General features: G+C 64.1%; 18 protein-coding genes. 10 read left to right on the forward strand and 8 right to left on the reverse strand.

Translation table 11 applies throughout. The annotated features are described in order from the left end of the window. Positions 1 to 194 precede the first annotated feature (194 nt). Together rho and trxA are read right to left on the reverse strand one after the other, a co-directional pair. On the reverse strand, positions 195 to 1,454 hold the full coding sequence (gene rho, locus C163_RS25115; RefSeq protein WP_003253661.1) for a transcription termination factor Rho: 1,260 nt from the start codon (positions 1,452 to 1,454) through the stop codon (positions 195 to 197). 373 nt (positions 1,455 to 1,827) lie between these two features. Next, positions 1,828 to 2,154, reverse strand: a complete 327-nt coding sequence (gene trxA, locus C163_RS25120) for a thioredoxin TrxA (protein ID WP_012274768.1) — start codon at positions 2,152 to 2,154, stop codon at positions 1,828 to 1,830. 256 nt (positions 2,155 to 2,410) lie between these two features. Here trxA and ppx point away from each other — a divergent pair, with 256 nt between their 5' ends. Then, on the forward strand, positions 2,411 to 3,913 hold the full coding sequence (gene ppx / locus C163_RS25125) for an exopolyphosphatase (protein WP_025341063.1): 1,503 nt from the start codon (positions 2,411 to 2,413) through the stop codon (positions 3,911 to 3,913). Here ppx and ppk1 read toward each other — a convergent pair. After that, complete coding sequence (gene ppk1, locus C163_RS25130; RefSeq protein ID WP_025341064.1) at positions 3,900 to 6,143, reverse strand: polyphosphate kinase 1; 2,244 nt, start codon at positions 6,141 to 6,143, stop codon at positions 3,900 to 3,902. The two genes, ppx and ppk1, sit on opposite strands and share 14 nt — an antisense overlap. A gap of 213 nt (positions 6,144 to 6,356) precedes the next feature. Here ppk1 and C163_RS25135 point away from each other — a divergent pair, with 213 nt between their 5' ends. Beyond that, the gene (locus C163_RS25135) at positions 6,357 to 7,001 is read left to right on the forward strand and encodes a DedA family protein (protein ID WP_025341065.1); all 645 of its coding nucleotides are present in this window, start codon (positions 6,357 to 6,359) and stop codon (positions 6,999 to 7,001) included. A gap of 413 nt (positions 7,002 to 7,414) precedes the next feature. Beyond that, positions 7,415 to 8,074 carry an isoprenoid biosynthesis glyoxalase ElbB gene (elbB, locus tag C163_RS25140; protein WP_025341066.1) on the forward strand — a complete coding sequence of 220 codons (660 nt, stop codon included), beginning with the start codon at positions 7,415 to 7,417 and terminating at the stop codon, positions 8,072 to 8,074. Positions 8,075 to 8,227: 153 nt separating this feature from the next. Here elbB and C163_RS25145 read toward each other — a convergent pair whose 3' ends face one another. Further along, on the reverse strand, positions 8,228 to 8,680 hold the full coding sequence (locus C163_RS25145; RefSeq protein ID WP_025341067.1) for a YaiI/YqxD family protein: 453 nt from the start codon (positions 8,678 to 8,680) through the stop codon (positions 8,228 to 8,230). Between the two features lie 172 nt (positions 8,681 to 8,852). Here C163_RS25145 and C163_RS25150 point away from each other — a divergent pair, with 172 nt between their 5' ends. Further along, positions 8,853 to 11,708, forward strand: a complete 2,856-nt coding sequence (locus tag C163_RS25150) for a class I adenylate cyclase (RefSeq protein ID WP_025341068.1) — start codon at positions 8,853 to 8,855, stop codon at positions 11,706 to 11,708. A gap of 117 nt (positions 11,709 to 11,825) precedes the next feature. On the opposite strand, the gene rnk is transcribed toward C163_RS25150, so the two are convergent. The 3 genes from rnk to cyaY all read right to left on the reverse strand — a co-directional run bounded on the left by rnk (position 11,826) and on the right by cyaY (position 12,941). Continuing rightward, the gene (rnk, locus tag C163_RS25155) at positions 11,826 to 12,236 is read right to left on the reverse strand and encodes a nucleoside diphosphate kinase regulator (protein ID WP_025341069.1); all 411 of its coding nucleotides are present in this window, start codon (positions 12,234 to 12,236) and stop codon (positions 11,826 to 11,828) included. 146 nt (positions 12,237 to 12,382) lie between these two features. Further along, on the reverse strand, positions 12,383 to 12,607 hold the full coding sequence (locus tag C163_RS25160) for a DUF1289 domain-containing protein (RefSeq protein WP_013974742.1): 225 nt from the start codon (positions 12,605 to 12,607) through the stop codon (positions 12,383 to 12,385). A 1-nt stretch (position 12,608) separates the two neighbouring features. Beyond that, positions 12,609 to 12,941 (reverse strand): iron donor protein CyaY, encoded by a 333-nt coding sequence (gene cyaY / locus C163_RS25165; protein ID WP_004575827.1) that lies wholly within the window; start codon positions 12,939 to 12,941, stop codon positions 12,609 to 12,611. A 297-nt stretch (positions 12,942 to 13,238) separates the two neighbouring features. On the opposite strand from cyaY, the gene C163_RS26020 reads away from it, so the two are divergent. From C163_RS26020 to C163_RS25195, 6 genes are read left to right on the forward strand one after another with little or no spacing between them, the layout of a single operon-like run. Next, entirely contained in the window at positions 13,239 to 13,457 is a 219-nt protein-coding gene (locus C163_RS26020; RefSeq protein WP_025341070.1) for a lipoprotein, read from the forward strand. Between the two features lie 9 nt (positions 13,458 to 13,466). Next, on the forward strand, positions 13,467 to 14,714 hold the full coding sequence (gene lysA, locus C163_RS25175) for a diaminopimelate decarboxylase (RefSeq protein ID WP_025341071.1): 1,248 nt from the start codon (positions 13,467 to 13,469) through the stop codon (positions 14,712 to 14,714). Positions 14,715 to 14,718: 4 nt separating this feature from the next. Continuing rightward, a complete protein-coding gene (gene dapF, locus C163_RS25180) occupies positions 14,719 to 15,549 on the forward strand; it encodes a diaminopimelate epimerase (protein ID WP_025341072.1) in 831 nt (276 codons plus the stop codon). Positions 15,550 to 15,562: 13 nt separating this feature from the next. After that, entirely contained in the window at positions 15,563 to 16,273 is a 711-nt protein-coding gene (locus tag C163_RS25185; RefSeq protein WP_015272252.1) for a DUF484 family protein, read from the forward strand. Continuing rightward, a complete protein-coding gene (xerC, locus tag C163_RS25190; protein ID WP_025341073.1) occupies positions 16,273 to 17,172 on the forward strand; it encodes a tyrosine recombinase XerC in 900 nt (299 codons plus the stop codon). The genes C163_RS25185 and xerC overlap by 1 nt, the downstream gene beginning before the upstream one ends. Then, complete coding sequence (locus tag C163_RS25195) at positions 17,169 to 17,864, forward strand: HAD family hydrolase (RefSeq protein WP_025341074.1); 696 nt, start codon at positions 17,169 to 17,171, stop codon at positions 17,862 to 17,864. The genes xerC and C163_RS25195 overlap by 4 nt, the downstream gene beginning before the upstream one ends. Before the next feature lie 231 nt (positions 17,865 to 18,095). On the opposite strand, the gene sutA is transcribed toward C163_RS25195, so the two are convergent. Then, entirely contained in the window at positions 18,096 to 18,425 is a 330-nt protein-coding gene (gene sutA / locus C163_RS25200) for a transcriptional regulator SutA (protein ID WP_013974748.1), read from the reverse strand. Positions 18,426 to 18,623 lie beyond the last annotated feature (198 nt).

An 18,623-nucleotide genomic window follows, 5' to 3' on the forward strand; every position in this document is an offset into this window, starting at 1 on the left:
TCGTGTTGGCCGTATCGGTCGGGGGTGCAGAGTGTAGCGCCGTTCAGTGCCTAATAGCCAAAAATGACTTGGGGCCGCTTCGCGCCCCATCGCGACACAAGGCCGCTCCTACAGGATTACGCATTCCCCTGTAGGAGCGGCCTTGTGTCGCGATGGGGCGCGAAGCGGCCCCAATCAATTCCGGCCTGAAACGCTTACTTGCGCTTCATCGACAGGAAGAACTCGTCGTTGGTCTTGGTCTGCTTGAGCTTGTCGACCAGGAACTCGATGGCGGCGATTTCGTCCATCGGGTGCAGCAGCTTGCGCAGGATCCACATGCGCTGCAGTTCGTCGTCGGCGGTCAGCAGCTCTTCGCGGCGAGTACCGGAACGGTTGATGTTGATGGCCGGGAACACGCGCTTCTCGGCGATGCGGCGGTCCAGCGGCAGCTCCATGTTGCCGGTGCCCTTGAACTCTTCGTAGATCACTTCGTCCATCTTCGAGCCGGTTTCGACCAGCGCGGTGGCGATGATGGTCAGCGAACCGCCTTCCTCGATGTTACGCGCGGCACCGAAGAAGCGCTTCGGCTTCTCCAGGGCGTGGGCGTCGACACCACCGGTCAGTACCTTGCCGGAGCTCGGGATCACGGTGTTGTAGGCACGCGCCAGACGGGTGATGGAGTCCAGCAGGATGACCACATCCTTCTTGTGCTCGACCAGGCGTTTGGCCTTCTCGATCACCATTTCGGCAACCTGCACGTGGCGGGTTGGCGGCTCGTCGAAGGTGGAAGCAACCACTTCGCCGCGCACGGTGCGCTGCATTTCGGTCACTTCTTCCGGGCGCTCGTCGATCAGCAGGACGATCAGGTGGCACTCGGGGTTGTTGCGGGTGATGTTGGCCGCGATGTTCTGCAACATGATCGTCTTGCCCGCTTTCGGCGGAGCAACGATCAGGCCACGCTGGCCTTTGCCGATCGGGGCGCACAGGTCGATGACGCGGCCGGTCAGGTCTTCGGTGGAGCCATTACCGGCTTCCATCTTCAGGCGCTTGTTCGGGAACAGCGGCGTCAGGTTTTCGAACAGGATCTTGTTCTTCGCGTTTTCCGGGCGGTCGAAGTTGATGGTGTCGACCTTCAGCAGGGCGAAGTAACGCTCCCCTTCCTTCGGCGGGCGGATCTTGCCGACGATGGTGTCACCGGTACGCAGGTTGAAGCGACGGATCTGGCTGGGCGAGACGTAGATATCGTCAGGGCCGGCCAGGTAGGACGCATCAGCCGAACGCAGGAAACCGAAACCATCCTGGAGAATCTCCAGCACGCCGTCACCCGAGATCTCTTCGCCGCTTTTCGCGTGCTTCTTCAGCAGGGCGAAAATCACGTCCTGTTTGCGCGAACGGGCCATGTTTTCGATGCCCATCTGTTCGGCCATTTCCAAAAGATCGGTAATCGGCTTTTGCTTGAGTTCAGTCAGGTTCATAAGGGGAGTGACGTAATCATGTAAGAAGGGAGAATTAAGCTTCTGGCTTAATGAGGCCGCGCCGCTAGATGGCGACAGGATCGCGTACTGATTCGAATTAGGGATGCTTCGGCGACGGCGTGTAGAGGGCACTGGAGAAGCAGTGCGAGGCCGAATGTAACACTTGCTTTTTTCGACGTCTAGTGGTTTTGCCCTGCCATTTTCAGCTGCATCACACCTTCCTGTAGGAGCAGCCTCGTGCTGCGAAGAAGCCATCAGCCGCAGCGACAACGCCAGCCTTACCGGCCCTTTCGCAGCACAAGGCTGCTCCTACATGGGCAAGACCGCCTTTGCAGAGGCAAAAAAAGCCCCGCATCTGCGGGGCTTTTTCACATCACAGGTGGGCGTCGAGGAACGCGGCCAGCTGCGACTTGGACAGGGCGCCGACCTTGGTGGCTTCGACGTTGCCGTTCTTGAACAGCATCAGCGTCGGGATACCACGCACGCCGTGCTTGGCCGGGGTTTCCTGGTTCTCGTCGATGTTCAGCTTGGCGACGGTCAGTTTGCCCTCGTAGGTAGCAGCGATGTCGTCCAGAACCGGAGCGATCATCTTGCATGGGCCGCACCATTCAGCCCAGTAGTCGACCAGCACCGGGCCTTGAGCCTGCAGTACGTCGGCTTCGAAGCTGGCGTCGGTGACGTGTTTGATTTTGTCGCTCATGGAAATCTCCAAGGTCGTAAGCAATAAAAAACGTTGCCCATCATAGCCGCACCCGTCTCCTACAGGAAGCCGCGGACGATTGAGTGTAACTATAGTTGTGCAAGACGCCACGAATCGAAACTGTCATACAAACGTCATAGCATCGAATGGCACATTGCCTTGCATCAAGGCCAGCTCAACGGCTATGTACCACGCGTTGGCGACAGCCTGCTATCGTGGCACGATTGCCGGGTTAACGACCGAGAACAACCAGATCATGCCGCAAACCATCGCGAAGAACCTGTCCCTGATCGCCGCCATCGACCTTGGCTCCAACAGCTTTCACATGGTCGTGGCCAAGGCCCACCATACCGAAATCCGCATTCTCGAGCGGCTCGGCGAGAAGGTTCAGCTGGCCGCTGGCATCGACGAAGAACGCAAGCTCAGTGAAGAGGCAATGGAACGAGGCCTGGATTGCCTCAAGCGCTTTTCCCAACTGATCAACGGCATGCCGGCAGGCTCGGTGCGCATCGTCGGTACCAACGCCTTGCGCGAAGCGCGCAACCGCAACGAATTCATCCAGCGCGCCGAAGCCATCCTTGGCCACCCGGTCGAAGTGATCTCCGGCCGTGAAGAAGCGCGCCTGATCTACCTGGGCGTGTCGCACACCCTGGCCGATACCCCCGGCAAGCGCCTGGTGGCCGATATCGGCGGCGGCAGTACCGAGTTCATCATCGGCCAGCGCTTCGAGCCGCTGCTGCGCGAAAGCCTGCAGATGGGCTGCGTCAGCTTCACCCAGCGCTACTTCCGCGACGGCAAGATCACCCCGGCCCGCTACGCGCAGGCCTACACCGCCGCGCGCCTCGAGCTGATGAGCATCGAGAATGCCCTGCACCGCCTGACCTGGGACGAGGCCATCGGCTCGTCCGGTACCATTCGTGCCATCGGCGCCGCCATCAAGGCAGGCGGCCTGGGCAATGGCGAGGTCAACGCCGAGGGGCTGGCCTGGGTCAAGCGCAAGCTGTTCAAGCTGGGTGAGGTCGACAAGATCGACTTCGAAGGCGTCAAGCCGGACCGCCGCACCATCTTCCCGGCGGGCCTGGCGATTCTCGAAGCGATCTTCGATGCCCTGGAACTGCAGCGCATGGACCACTGCGACGGCGCCCTGCGCGAAGGCGTGCTGTTCGACCTGCTGGGCCGCCACCACCACGAAGACGTGCGCGAACGCACCCTGAACTCGCTGATGGAGCGCTACCACGTGGACCAGGGCCAGGCTGCGCGCGTCGAGCGCAAGGCATTGCACGCCTTCGACCAGGTGGCTGACGCGTGGGACCTCAAAGACGGGAATTGGCGCGATCTGCTGGGCTGGGCGGCGAAAGTGCACGAAATCGGCCTGGATATCGCCCACTATCACTACCACAAGCACGGTGCCTACCTGATCGAACACTCCGACCTGTCGGGCTTCTCCCGCGAGGACCAGCAAATGATGGCCTTGCTGGTGCGCGGCCACCGCCGCAACATCCCCAAGGACAAGATCGCCGAGCTGGGTGAGGAAGGGGTCAAGCTGCTGCGCCTGTGCGTGCTGCTGCGCTTCGCCATCCTGTTCCACCACATCCGTGGCAACCAGCAGATGCCGAAGGTCGAGCTCAAGGCTGCCGACAGCAGCCTCGATGTGGCCTTCCCCGAGGGCTGGCTGGAACAGAACCAGCTGACCCAGGCCGACTTCGCCAACGAGGCGGAGTGGCTGGCCCGGGTCGGCTTCGTCCTCAGCGTACGTTGAGGACCGGGTTGCTCAGGCGCTCCAGCAGGGTCGCCTGGGCACTGCGTGGGTTCTGGTTGCCGGTCGGCGTGCTGCGCACGTAGCGCCCGTCCGGCTGCAAGGTCCAGGCGTGGGTGTTGTCGGTCAGGTAGCCTTCCAGCTCCTTCTTCACCCGCAGCAACAGCTTCTTGCCTTCCACCGGGAAGCAGGTCTCGACACGCTTGTCGAGGTTGCGCTCCATCCAGTCGGCACTGGACAGGTAGATCTGCTCTTCGCCGCCATTGAGGAAGTAGAACACCCGCGTGTGCTCGAGGAAGCGGCCGATGATCGAGCGCACCTGGATGTTGTGCGAAACCCCCGGAATGCCTGGGCGCAGGCAGCACATGCCACGCACCACCAGGTCGATCTTCACGCCCGACTGGCTGGCCTTGTACAGCGCCTTGATGACCTTGGCGTCGGTCAGCGAGTTGAACTTGGCGATGATATGCGCCGGCTTGCCTTCGAGGGCGAACTGGGTTTCCCGCGCGATCATGTCGAGCATGCCCTTCTTCAGGGTGAACGGCGCGTGCAGCAGTTTCTTCATGCGCAGGGTCTTGCCCATGCCGATCAGCTGGCTGAACAGCTTGCCGACGTCCTCGGTGAGGGCGTCGTCGGAGGTCAGCAGGCTGTAGTCGGTGTACAGGCGGGCGTTGCCGGCGTGGTAGTTACCGGTGCCCAGGTGCGCATAACGCACGATCTCGCCCTGCTCGCGGCGCAGGATCAGCATCATCTTGGCGTGGGTCTTGAAGCCGACCACGCCGTAGATCACCACCGCACCGGCCGCTTGCAGGCGGCTGGCCATCTGCAGGTTGGACTCTTCGTCAAAGCGCGCCCGCAACTCGATCACCGCAGTGACCTCCTTGCCGTTACGCGCCGCGTCCACCAGCGCGTCGACGATTTCCGAGTTGGCCCCGGAACGGTACAAGGTTTGGCGCACGGCAAGCACGTGCGGGTCCTTGGCGGCCTGGCGCAGCAGGTCGATCACCGGGGTAAAGGACTCGAACGGGTGCATCAGCAGGATGTCCTGCTTGCCGATCACGCTGAAGATGTTGTCGGCGTTCTGCAGCAGCTTGGGGATCGCCGGGGTGAACGGCGTGTACTGCAGCTCGGGGTGGCTGTCCAAACCGGTGATGCTGAACAGGCGGGTAAGGTTGACCGGGCCGTTGACCTGGTACAGCTCGCTTTCGCTGAGGCTGAACTGCTTGAGCAGGTAGTCCGACAAGTGTTTCGGGCAGGTGTCGGCCACCTCCAGGCGCACGGCGTCACCGTAGCGGCGCGAGAACAGCTCGCCGCGCAGGGCGCGGGCCAGGTCGTCGACCTCTTCGGAGTCCAGCGCCAGGTCGGCGTTACGGGTCAGGCGGAACTGGTAGCAGCCCTTCACCTTCATGCCCTGGAACAGGTCGTCGGCGTGCGCGTGAATCATCGACGACAGGAACACGTAGTTGGCGCCCGGGCCACCCACCTCTTCCGGCACCCGGATGACCCGCGGCAGCAGGCGCGGGGCCGGGATGATCGCCAGGCCCGAATCGCGGCCGAAGGCGTCGACACCCTCGAGCTCGACGATGAAGTTGAGGCTCTTGTTCACCAGCAGCGGGAACGGGTGGGTAGGGTCGAGGCCGATCGGGGTGATGATCGGGGCGATTTCGTCGCGGAAGTAGCGGCGCACCCAGGTCTTGAGCTTGGGTGTCCAGTAACGCCGGCGGATGAAGCGAATATGGTGCTTTTCCAGCTCTGGCAGCAGCACGTCGTTGAGGATCGCGTACTGGCGCTCCACTTCGCTGTGCACCAGGTCGCTGATGCGTGCTAGCGCCTGGTGCGGCTGCAGGCCGTCGGCACCGGCCTGTTCACGGGCGAAGTTGATCTGCTTCTTCAGGCCGGCGACGCGGATCTCGAAGAACTCGTCGAGGTTGCTGGAGAAGATCAACAGGAACTTGAGGCGTTCGAGCAGAGGGTAGTTCTCGTCCAGCGCCTGTTCCAGCACACGGATATTGAACTGCAGCTGCGAGAGTTCGCGATGAATGTACAGGCTGCTGTCGTCCAGGCCTGGGATGATGATTGCAGGGGCCGGCGCGGGTGCCGGAGCCGCAGGCTCTGCCACCGGTTCCACGGCAGGCAGGGGCGCCGGCGGCAGGTCTGGCGGGGTCTGCACCATCTCTTCGGGGAGTTCCTGGGCATCCTTGATCGCGACAGGGGTTAGCACTTCATTATTCATCTGGCGTTCCTGAGGACGTTAACGCCCTATCATCTATTGAGCGGCAAGATAAGCGCCCATTATGACGCCTGTGTTACACGCCAGGGCAAGCCATGGCGCGTGGCTTTTGGCATTCTCCGAGCAGGAATTGTTCATGTCGAGACACATTTGGACACTTTCACGAACGCGCGCGAAGGGGTAGGCTTCGCGTTCATTTCGCCAGCACCTCAGAAAATGCTTCAACAATTCCTGCAGGATTTCGGCTACTTCGCCCTTTTTCTAGGCACCTTCTTCGAAGGCGAGACCATTCTGGTGCTTGCGGGATTCCTTGCGTTCCGCGGTTACATGGACATCAACCTGGTGTGCCTGGTGGCGTTTTTCGGCAGCTATGCCGGCGACCAGCTGTGGTACTTCATGGGCCGTCGCCACGGGCGCAGGATCCTGGCACGCAAACCACGCTGGCAGGCGATGGGTGACCGGGCGCTGGACCACATCCGTCGCCACCCCGACATCTGGGTACTGAGTTTCCGCTTCGTCTATGGCCTGCGCACGGTCATGCCGGTGGCCATTGGCCTGTCCGGCTACCCGCCACGCCGCTATCTGCTGCTGAATGGTCTTGGCGCTGCCATCTGGGCAGTGGCCCTGGGCGCGGCCGCGTATCACTTCGGCGCCATCCTCGAAGGCCTGCTGGGCAACGTGAAGCGCTACGAGCTATGGGTGCTCGGTGGCCTGTTGGCGCTGGGCGGCCTGCTGTGGCTGCGCCGGCGCTTCCGCACGTTGCGCGCGGAGCGCAAGGCGGCGGGCAAGGCCCAGGCCCCAGAGGCTGAGCAGGTTGTAAGCCACGAGCAGCAACCAGGCCAGCGGCACGACCACCGCTAGGCCCAGTGCGCCGGCTAGGTGCCTGGCTTGGATTTCTCAGGTGATGCGTCAATCGAGCGCCGCCCACGCGGCGCTTCGCGGGGCAAGCCCGCTCCCACATTTGTTGCAACGTGGCCATGCCTGTGAAAGAGGCGTTGTCAGCCTTGGTGCAAGGCTTGAGACAAATGGGGGCAGAAATGCCAGCACAGAGATCCAGCCAGCCCACCCAGGCTGACAATCATGACCTGTCAGGTTCGGCACGTTGCAACAAATGTGGGAGCGGGCTTGCCCCGCGAAGCGCCGCGCGGGCGGCGCTCGATCTCACAGGCACCATACAACTCACGCCAAGCATAAGATAAAGCCGCACGGAACCCCCTATCGCTACATCTGCCAAACTAGAGGACATTTAGCGCCTCGACACTGGAGTAAAAAGCATGACAAAAAAAGTAGCGGTGATTCTTTCCGGCTGTGGCGTTTATGACGGCGCCGAAATCCACGAAAGCGTGATCACCCTGCTGCGCCTCGACCAGCGTGGTGCGCAGGTGCAGTGCTTCGCGCCGAACATTGCGCAGATGCATGTGATCAACCATCTGACCGGCGAGGAAATGCCCGAATCGCGCAATGTGCTGGTGGAGTCGGCGCGCATTGCCCGCGGCGAGGTCAAGGACATCCGTGAGGCCAAGGCCGAAGACTTCGATGCGCTGATCGTGCCGGGCGGTTTCGGGGCGGCGAAGAACCTGTCCAACTTTGCCGTGGAAGGCGCCAACTGCAGCGTCCACCCAGATGTGCTGGCCCTGGCCGAAGCCTTTGCCGATGCCTGCAAGCCAGTTGGCCTGATCTGCATCTCGCCGGCGCTGGCGGCGAAGATCTACGGGCCAGGCGTGGTCTGCACCATCGGTACCGACGCCGGCACTGCGGCGGCCGTGACGAAGATGGGTGGCACCCATGAAGAGTGCGATGTGCACGATATTGTCGAGGACACCCAGCGCAAGCTGGTGACCACCCCGGCGTACATGGAGGCCAAGTCGATCAGTGAAGCGGCTGGCGGGATCTACAAGCTGGTGGACCGGGTGCTGGAGCTGACGCACGAATAGGTTCTTGCTGGCACGCGCTGTGTAGGAGCGGCCTTGTGTCGCGATCGGGCCGCGAAGCTGCCCCGGCAATTTATGCGGCGAAGCTGAAAACCTGGGGCCGCGCTGCGGCCCGATCGCGACACAAGGCCGCTCCTACAGGGACCGCGCCTGCCCTCAGGCTCTGGACAACCGGGCAATGATCCGGTCCAGCGCATTGGCAAACGCCTGTTTCTCGCGCTCGCCATAAGGCGCCTGCCCTCCCCCCACCTGGCCCTGCTCGCGCAGCTCGGTGAACAGGTTGCGCGCCGCCAGCCGATCACCCATGTTGCGCTCGTCGAACTCGCGCCCGCGCGGGTCCAGTGCCGCCACGCCCTTTTTCACCAGGCGGTCGGCCAACGGCACGTCACTGCAGATCACCAGCTCGCCAGGCACGGCGTGCTCCACCAGGTAATCATCGGCCGCGTCCATGCCGCTGGGCACCACGATCAGGCGCACGATCGCGAACGCCGGCTTGGCCACAGCCTGGCCCGCCACCATCACTACCTCGAACTTGCGCTTGAGGGCGAACTTGACGATCAGATCCTTGGCCGCCTTGGGGCAGGCGTCGGCATCGATCCACACACGCATCGGAAAACCTCGCAATCAGCTTGAGACCCCCATCATGCCTCAAGCGCAACGAAAGCTGCAGCCGCCGCCCACGCGCGCTGGGAAAATGGCGCCAATATTTCAATTGCCGCTTATCCGACCCCGCCACTCAGGCTACACTCGCCACAGCTCCGCTGGCCTGCCCGAGTGCGCAATGAACCACCCCCACGAAATCCGCCCCGACCTGGACGAAGGCGTCGACCGCAAGGTCCTGGCGACATTGCGTGCGCGCTTCCTGCGGCTCAACCAGGGCCGGCTGCAGCGGGCCCTGGAGGGCCTGTCGACGCGCCAGCAACAGGTGCTGACGCTGCTGCCGCTGCTGTTTCATGTGAACCACCCGTTGCTGCCGGGCTATGTCTCCGGCAGCACCCCCGCCGGCGTATCGGGCTACGAGCCAAGCGCCGACCTGGTAGTCGAGGCCCAGCGCCTGGCCCGCTCGTTCACCTACAAGGCCCGCCATGGCAACCCGCCGCGGCCGATCCACGGCCTGTTCCTGATGGGCAGCCTGGGCTCGCTGGCCCAGGCCGAGCACAGCGACATGGACCTGTGGGTGTGCCATGCACCCGGTCTGGCCGACGAGCTGCTGGGCGAGTTGCGCCGCAAATGCCAACTGCTGGAGGCATGGGCGGAAAGCCTGGGTGCCGAGGCACACTTCTTCCTGATCGACACGCAAGGTTTCGCCCAGGGCCAACGCGAGGGCCAGCTCGGTTCCGACGATTGCGGCACCACCCAGCACTACCTGCTGCTGGACGAGTTCTACCGCACGACTATCTGGCTGGCCGGGCGCACGCCACTGTGGTGGCTGGTGCCGGTCTACCAGGAACACGATTACCACACCTATACCCAGACCCTGCTGTCCAAGCGCTTCATCCGCAGCCAGGATGCCCTCGATCTCGGCAACCTGGCGCACATTCCGCCCGGCGAATTCGTCGGCGCCGGCTTGTGGCAACTGTTCAAAGGCATCGACTCGCCCTACAAGTCGCTGCTCAAGCTGCTGCTGACCGAGGCCTATGCCAGCGAACACCCCGCAGTACGCTGCCTGAGCCTGGACTACAAGCAGGCAGTGTTCGCCAACCAGCTCGACCTCGACGAGCTGGACCCGTACGTGATGGTGTACCGGCGCATCGAGCGATACCTGCTGCAGCGTGGCGAACACGCGCGCCTGGAGTTGGTGCGGCGCAGCCTGTACCTGAAGGTGAACAAGAAGCTCAGCGACCCGGCCCGGGCCAATGGCTGGCAACGCCGGCTGTTGCAGCGCCTGGCCGACGAGTGGGACTGGGACGAGCGCCAGTTAGCCCTGCTGGACAGTCGCAACCAATGGAAAGTGCAACAGGTTGCCGTCGAGCGCCGCGAGTTGGTGGCCGAACTGAACCACAGCTACCGCTTTCTCAGCCAGTTCGCCCGCACTCAGAACGCCAGCAGCCGCGCCGACCAGCGCGATCTCAATGTGCTGGGCCGGCGCCTTTACGCGGCCTTCGAGCGCCGCGCCGGCAAGGTCGAAGTGATCAACCCCGGTATCGCGCCGGACCTGGCCGAAGGCACCCTGACCCTGGTCCAGGCGCCTAACCGCAAAGAGCCCGGCAGCCACCACTGGGAGCTGTACACCGGCAACCTGAGCCCCCATGAGGTGGACCACTTCAGCCCGCTCAAGCGTTGCCGCGAACTGCTCGAACTGCTGACCTGGGCCCATCGCAACGGGGTGATCGACAGCAGCACGCGCTTGGCGCTGCACCCGGGTGTCAGCGACCTCAGCGAATTCGAGCTGTTCAACCTGGTCGGCTGCCTGCAGCAGAGCATCCCCCTGCCCTTGCCGACCGTCAGCGAAGTGCGCCTGCTGCAACCCAGCGTTGCCGACGAGGTGCTGCTGCTGGTCAACGTCGCCATCGACCCACTGCGCCACCACCGCGACCTGAACATCCTGATGACCACCGAGCGTACCGACTCGTTGAGCTATGCAGGCGTGCGCGAAAACCTGGTCCTGACCCTGGACCAGGTCACCCTCAACAGCTGGAACGAGGTATTGGTCCAGCGCTATGACGGCGAGCACGCGCTGGTGCGCTGCCTGCGCGACTTCCTCAACAGCCCCGTGCTGCGCGGCCACCGGCCGAGGGTGCGGGTGCGCTGCTTCTGCCACAGCCGCGCCCAAGCCATCGGCCAACGCGTGGAGGAAATCTTCGACACCGTGCAGCTGCTGCTGGACCAGGGCCTGAACCACCGCTACCTGCTGCAGGTGGCCCAGCACACCCATGTGCTGGAGCTGCTGGCCGGGCATGTCGGCCTCACCACCTTGGCCGAGCACGAGGCACTGCTGGACCACCTGGGCGAAGAGCGTAGCGCCTACAGCCCGCTGTACCTGGATGCCAACGCCCTGCAGGACCACGACCTGCACCTGGTGCTGGAGCAGGGCCGGCCGGCCTGCATCCAGGTGTTCTACCGCCTGCAGGGTGGCTGGGCCGAGCTGTACGTGCTGGATGAATACAATGCCCTGTGGCAGCAACGCCTGCCCCTGCACGACGAAGCCCACCTGCTGTTGCCGCTGCAGCGCTTTCTGCGCTCGGTGGTGATGCGCCGTGATGCCCGGCTGCCGCTGGACACCCAGCGCGCGGCCTCACTGGACATCCACTACGCGCAACTGTTGCCTTCCGGGCCAGGCAAGGCGCGCAGCATCGAGCCGCGCCAGGCCCCGCTCGAGGGTAGCGACCAGCCTTACTATGAGGTGCAGGCGATCATCCAGGCCGGGGTGGCGGGTGCGGCGCACGTGACGCTGTATTGCGACCAGCAGGAGTTTTCCGAACTGGAGCATGGTGAACAGCTATATGCGGTAGCGGCCCGGCAAATCCTCGGGCAGCGACGTGGTGCAGGACAGTACCGCTGCTACATCACTGACCTGGATTTGTCCGAGTTGCTGGATGACCAGTTGGGGTCGACGCAGCTGTACCTGCGCTACAAGCGGGAGCTGGAGCAGGCTTTGAATGAGGGGTTGGAGCAGGTTTTGGCGCAAGAGGCTTGAATTGCCGGGGGCGCGTTGCGCCCCTTTCGCGACACAAGGCCGCTCCTACAGGGGAATGCGTAATCCTGTAGGAGCGGCCTTGTGTCGCGATGGGCCGCAAAGCGGCCCCCTTGGTCCTTACAGGTCGAAATCGCCCGCCGCTTCCGGCTGGTATTCCACTTCCAGCAGCTTCAGCTTGAGGGTCTTGCCCCCCGGGGCCGGCCAGTCGATCTGCGCGCCCACCGACAACCCCAGCAAGGCGCAACCGATCGGCGCCAGGATCGAGACCTTGCCTTCCGGCCCGGCATCCTTCGGATACACCAGGGTCAGGTGGTAGTCCTTGCCGCTGGCTTCCTCACGGCAGTGCACGCGCGAGTTCATGGTCACCACGCCAGCCGGGACTTCCTCGTGACCGACCACCTGCTCGGCGCGGTCCAGCTCGTCCTGCAGGGCGAGCACACCCGGCGTACTCTCGTCGAGGCTGTCGATCAGACGCTCCAGACGTTGTACGTCCAATCGGGTGAGGATGAGGGAAGGCTTGGTGCTCATGATCCAGTCAGACTCCTTTGAACAGGCGGTTTTCATCGTGCAGATAAAGCAAAACCCCGCCCAAGGGCGGGGTTTGTGAAGGCTTTGGCGTCACCGACGCAGAACCCGACGTTACCACAGCCGGGTAAATACTCAAGCCCCTGCGATCAGTGTGCCTTAGCCTGGTCGCGCAGGGCCTGGGCCTCGCGGCAGATCTGCCGGCGCCGTTCGTCATCGGCCGAACGCCATTCGCGGATGTGCTCGACATGCCGGTGGCAACCCGTGCAGACCCGCTGTTCGTCCAGCCGGCAAACGCTGATGCAGGGCGACGGTACTGCGGGGCTGACGTTGCTGTAGAGCGGCTTGGGCGGCCGGGCCTGGGTGCTGCTCATGTCAGATCTCGTCGAAGTCCAGCTTCTCGCCGGCCCGCTCCCAGACGATGCGCTCGAGCATTTCGCCCAGCAGCTCCTCGCTCTTCTCGCACACCCACTTGCCGCTGTCTTCGTCGTAGTCGAAGTGGAAACCGCCGGAACGGTCGGCCAGCCACAGCTGGCGCAGCGGCTCCTGGCGGCTGAAGATCAGCTGGGCGCCGCCTTCGAACTTGACGGTGAGGACGCCAGCGGAGTTCTCCATGTCCAGGTCCAGGCCGCTCTCGTCGAACAGGTCTTCCAGGGCCTGTTGGGTCGCGTCGACCAGATCATGGAAACGCGCTTCACTCAAACTCATTGCAGGAACCTCGAAATTGGCTGCGTTACAGGCAAGCCCGGCAAGATACGGGCGCTTGCCGCCGAATGCAAAGGTTTAGCCGCTACCTTCACTTGCCCCTTCGCGGCTAAAGCCGCTCCTACAGGTACTGCACATGGCGTGAGGCCGATGCGGTCGAGGTGGGAGCGGCTTCAGCCGCGAAAGGGCCCTTGCAGGCGGTAAGAATAGCCCGCCCGGCGGGCCGGCCCTTGCATAGGCAAGCCGTCGGTCGCTCGGTATACTCGGGCGCAATACTGCATATTTCTAAGGATTTCACCCATGAAGCGCCTGATTTCCTCCCTCGCGGCGCTGGTCGCTGTTGCCTGCCTCGTTTCGGCCTGCGGCCAGAAAGGTCCGCTGTATCTGCCAGAAGACAGCGATAACGGCAAAGCGCACAAGTCGCACCAGCACCAGCCAAAAGCCAAGCCGGCCCCGGTACAAGAGCAGCAGCCAGAGCCGGAGCTCGAGCCCGAGCCCGAGCAGTCGCCAGCGCAGTAAGGAAACCAGATGAACGCTTTCAACTACCGCGACGGCGAGCTGTTCGCGGAAGGCGTGGGCCTGTCGGCCATCGCCGAACGCTACGGCACCCCGACCTACGTGTATTCGCGCGCCCACATCGAGGCCCAGTACCGTAGCTACGCCGACGCCCTGCAAGGCACCGAGCACCTGGTGTGCTTCGCGGTCAAGGCCAACTCCAACCTCGGCGTACTGAACGTGCTGGCGCGCCTGGGCGCAGGCTTCGACATCGTCTCCGGCGGTGAGCTGGAGCGCGTGCTGGCCGCTGGCGGCCGTGCCGACCGCGTGGTGTTCTCCGGCGTCGGCAAGACCCGCGACGACATGCGCCGTGCCCTGGAAGTCGGCGTGCACTGCTTCAACGTCGAATCCACCGACGAACTGGAGCGCCTGCAAGTGGTGGCCGCCGAGATGGGCAAGGTTGCCCCGGTCTCGCTGCGGGTCAACCCGGACGTCGACGCCGGCACCCACCCGTACATCTCCACCGGCCTGAAAGAGAACAAGTTCGGCATCGCCATCGCCAACGCCGAGGCCATCTACATGCGCGCGGCGCAGCTGCCGAACCTGGAAGTGGTCGGTGTCGACTGCCACATCGGTTCGCAACTGACCACCGTCGAGCCTTTCCTCGATGCCCTCGACCGCCTGCTGGTGCTGGTCGACCGCCTGGCCGAGTGCGGCATCCACCTGCGCCACCTGGACCTGGGTGGCGGTGTCGGCGTGCGTTACCGCGATGAGGAGCCGCCGCTGGTGGCCGACTACATCAAGGCGATCCGCGAGCGCGTCGGCGACCGCGACCTGGCCCTGGTGTTCGAGCCGGGCCGTTACATCGTGGCCAACGCCGGCGTCCTGCTGACCCGCGTGGAATACCTCAAGCACACCGAGCACAAGGACTTCGCCATCATCGATGCGGCGATGAACGACCTGATCCGCCCGGCCCTGTACCAGGCCTGGATGGGTGTCAGCGCGGTCAAGCCACGCGCAGACGAAGGCCGTGCCTACGACCTGGTCGGCCCGATCTGCGAGACTGGCGACTTCCTCGGCAAGGACCGCGTGCTGAACCTGGCCGAAGGTGACCTGCTGGCCGTACAGTCCGCGGGCGCCTATGGTTTTGTCATGAGCTCCAACTACAACACCCGTGGCCGTTGCGCTGAAATCCTGGTCGACGGCGACCAGGCCTTCGAAGTACGCCGCCGCGAGACCATCGCCGAATTGTACGCTGGCGAAAGCCTGCTGCCGGAGTAAGCCCATGCTGCTGCGTTTTACCAAGATGCATGGGCTGGGCAACGACTTCATGGTCCTCGACCTGGTCAGCCAGCACGCGCACATCCAGCCCAAGCACGCCAAGCAATGGGGTGACCGCCACACCGGCATCGGCTTCGACCAGTTGCTGATCGTCGAGGCGCCGAATAACCCAGAGGTGGACTTCCGCTACCGCATCTTCAATGCCGACGGCTCCGAGGTCGAGCAGTGCGGCAACGGTGCGCGCTGCTTCGCCCGCTTCGTGCTGGACAAGCGCCTGACCGCGAAAAAGCGCATCCGCGTGGAAACCAAGAGCGGCATCATCGAGCTGGACGTGCAGAACGACGGCCAGATCAGTGTCGACATGGGCCCACCGCGCTTCACCCCTGCCGAAATCCCCTTCGTCGCCGACGAGCAGGCGCTGAACTACCCACTGGAAGTCGACGGCCAAGTGCATTCGATTGCCGCCCTGTCCATGGGTAACCCGCATGCCGTGCTGCGTGTCGACGATGTGCGTACCGCCCCTGTGCACCAGCTGGGCCCGAAGATCGAAAACCACCCACGCTTCCCGCAGCGGGTGAATGCCGGCTTCCTCCAGGTCATCGACCGCCACCGCGCCAACCTGCGGGTGTGGGAACGTGGTGCGGGCGAAACCCAGGCCTGCGGCACCGGCGCCTGCGCCGCCGCCGTGGCGGCGATCAGCCAGGGCTGGATGGACTCCCCGGTATCCCTCGACCTGCCCGGTGGCCGCCTGCACATCGAATGGGCCGGCCCCGGCAAGCCCGTGCTGATGACTGGCCCAGCCGTACGCGTCTACGAAGGACAGGTTCGTCTCTAAGCGAGTAACCGCCATGACCGATCAGCCCCAGGTTGTACCCCAGCAGTCCGCCGAGCTCGATGCCGAAGCGGTGGTCGCCTACCTGCGCGCCCACCCCACCTTCTTCGCCGAGCACGACGAGCTGCTGATCGAACAGCGCATCCCGCACCAGCGTGGCGACAGCGTGTCGCTGGTGGAGCGCCAGCTCAAGCTGCTGCGCGACCGCAACATCGAGATGCGCCACCGCCTGTCGCAACTGATGGACGTGGCCCGCGACAACGACCGGCTGTTCGACAAGACCCGCCGGCTGATCCTCGACCTGCTCGACGCCGGCAGCCTGGAAGAAGTGGTGATGGCGGTCGAAGACAGCCTGCGCCAGGAGTTCCAGGTGCCCTTCGTCAGCCTGATCCTGTTCGGCGAAAACGTCGCGCCGGTCGGGCGCTGGGTCAGTAACGCCGAAGCGCAGCAGGCCATCGGTGCCCTGCTAGGCGGCGGCAAGACGGTCAGCGGCAACCTGCGCGAGCACGAGCTGGCCTTCCTGTTCGGTGAAGAACAGCGCCGGGAAGTGGGCTCCAGCGCCGTGGCTGCCCTGGAGTACCAGGGCCTGCACGGGGTGCTGGCGATCGGCAGCCGCGACCCGCAACATTACAAGAGCAGCGTCGGCACCTTGTTCCTTGGCTACATTGCCGAGGTGCTTGGCCGCGTTGTGCCACGCGTTACCCAGACCCTGCGCCCGGTACGCTGATGGAACGCCAGCTGGAGGCTTATTGCGCACACCTGCGCAACGAGCGCCAGGTTTCCGAGCACACCCTGCTGGGCTACCGTCGCGACCTGGACAAGGTGGTCGCCTACTGCAAGGAGCACGGCATTGCCGGTTGGCAGGCGCTGCAGATCCAGCAGCTGCGCCAGCTGATCGCCCGCCAGCACCACCACGGCCAGTCCTCGCGCAGCCTGGCCCGGCTACTGTCGGCGGTGCGTGGCCTGTACCGCTATCTCAACCGCGAAGGCCTGTGCCAGCACGACCCGGCCAGCGGCCTGAGCGCGCCCAAGGGCGAACGCCGGCTGCCCAAGGTGCTGGACACCGACCGCGCCCTGCAACTGCTCGATGGCGGTGTCGACGATGACTTCATCGCCCGTCGCGACCAGGCCATCCTCGAACTGTTCTATTCGTCGGGCCTGCGCCTGTCCGAGCTGACCAACCTCGACCTCGATCACCTCGACCTCGCCGCCGGCCTGGTGCAGGTGCTGGGCAAGGGCGGCAAGGCCCGCGTGCTGCCGGTCGGCCGCAAGGCCCGCGAAGCGTTGCAGGCCTGGTACCGCCTGCGCGGCATCGGCAACCCGCGCGACCGCGCGGTGTTCATCACCCGCCAGGGCAACCGCATCAGCCCACGGGCCGTTCAGCAACGGGTGAAGGCAGCCGGTGAGCGCGAGCTGGGCCAGCACCTGCACCCACACATGCTTCGCCATTCCTTCGCCAGCCACGTGCTGGAATCGTCCCAGGACCTGCGCGCAGTGCAAGAGATGCTCGGCCATGCCGACATCGGCACCACGCAGATCTATACCCACCTGGACTTCCAGCACCTGGCCGCGGTGTACGACAGCGCCCACCCTCGGGCCAAACGCAGCAAAGGCACAGACTCATGAGCATCAAGCTGATCACCTTCGACCTCGACGACACCCTGTGGGATACCGCGCCGGTGATTGCCAGCGCGGAAGTCGTGCTGCGCGACTGGCTCGAAGCCAACGCCCCAATCCTTGGCGGCGTGCCGGTGGAGCACCTGTTCGCCATTCGCGAGCGCCTGGTGCAAGCTGAACCCGGCCTGAAGCACCGCATCAGCGCCCTGCGCCGACGGGTGCTGTTCCATGCCCTGGAAGAAGTCGGCTACAGCGAAAAGCATGCGCAGGAGCTGGCCAACGAAGGTTTCGAAGTATTCCTGCATGCCCGCCACCAGGTGGAGATCTTCCCGGAGGTGCAGCCGGTGCTGGAGATCCTGCGCCATCACTACACCTTGGGCGTGGTCACCAACGGCAATGCCGACGTGAGCCGGCTGGGGCTGGCGGACTATTTCCGCTTTGCCCTGTGTGCCGAGGACCTCGGCATCGGCAAGCCGGACCCGGCGCCGTTCCTCGAAGCCCTGCGCCGCGGTGCCGTTGAGGCCAGCGCGGCGGTGCACATCGGTGACCACCCGGGCGATGACATCGCCGGCGCCCAGCGCGCCGGGCTGCGCGCGGTGTGGTTCAACCCGCAGGGCAAGGCGTGGGTAGGCGAACAGGCGCCTGATGCCGAGATCCAGCGCCTGTCGCAGTTACCCGACATCCTCGCGCGCTGGCGCTGACAGGTACTGCACAGCCCTCGAAGCCTGCGCGGCCCGTTGTAGGAGCGGCCTTGTGTCGCGAAAGGGCTGCGAAGCAGCCCCAGCAATTCGTGCATCTACGCGAAAACCCTGGGGCTGCTTCGCAGCCCTTTCGCGACACAAGGCCGCTCCTACAGGGACCGCGTCAACCTGGCCTGAACAGTAGGCACAAAAAAGCCCGCAGCGACGGCGGGCTTTTTTTCGATCAGCCACTCAGATAGGGCGGCTGCCGTACTTGTTGTCCGGCTTCTTGGGCGGGTCGGCGACCACATTGGCCTCGACTTCCTGAACCTTGCCGCCGCGAGCGAGGAACTCTTCCATGGCCTTGGCCAGGGCGTCACGCTCCTTCTGCTTGGCTTCCATGCTCGGCATCTCGTCTACCGAGACCGCGGCCTTGGATTTGCCCTTGGCAGCGGGTGCCGGGCTGCTGTCGTCATCGCCAGCGTCTTCGGCGCCGTCATCAGCTGCCGCTTCGAGGCCTTCATCGCCCTCGTCTTCGTCGCCTACTTCGAGGTCATCATTTTCCAGATCGTCGTCGCTCATGTTCTACCTCATGACTTGCGAAAAGCAGGTTAGTTATAGACCAGTGCAGCCGTAGACCGGCAGCCACCAGTGAAAATTCAACTGGCCGTGGGTTAGGCCACTGCCCTAGGGTCGGCGCTCCTGATGGGAGGCGGCACCCAGCAGGCCCTGCTCCTGGCAGGACCTGACAAATCCTTTAGCCCCTGCTGGCCACACGCT

The sequence above is a fragment of the Pseudomonas sp. FGI182 genome (assembly GCF_000511325.1).
GTDB lineage: Bacteria > Pseudomonadota > Gammaproteobacteria > Pseudomonadales > Pseudomonadaceae > Aquipseudomonas > Aquipseudomonas putida_Z.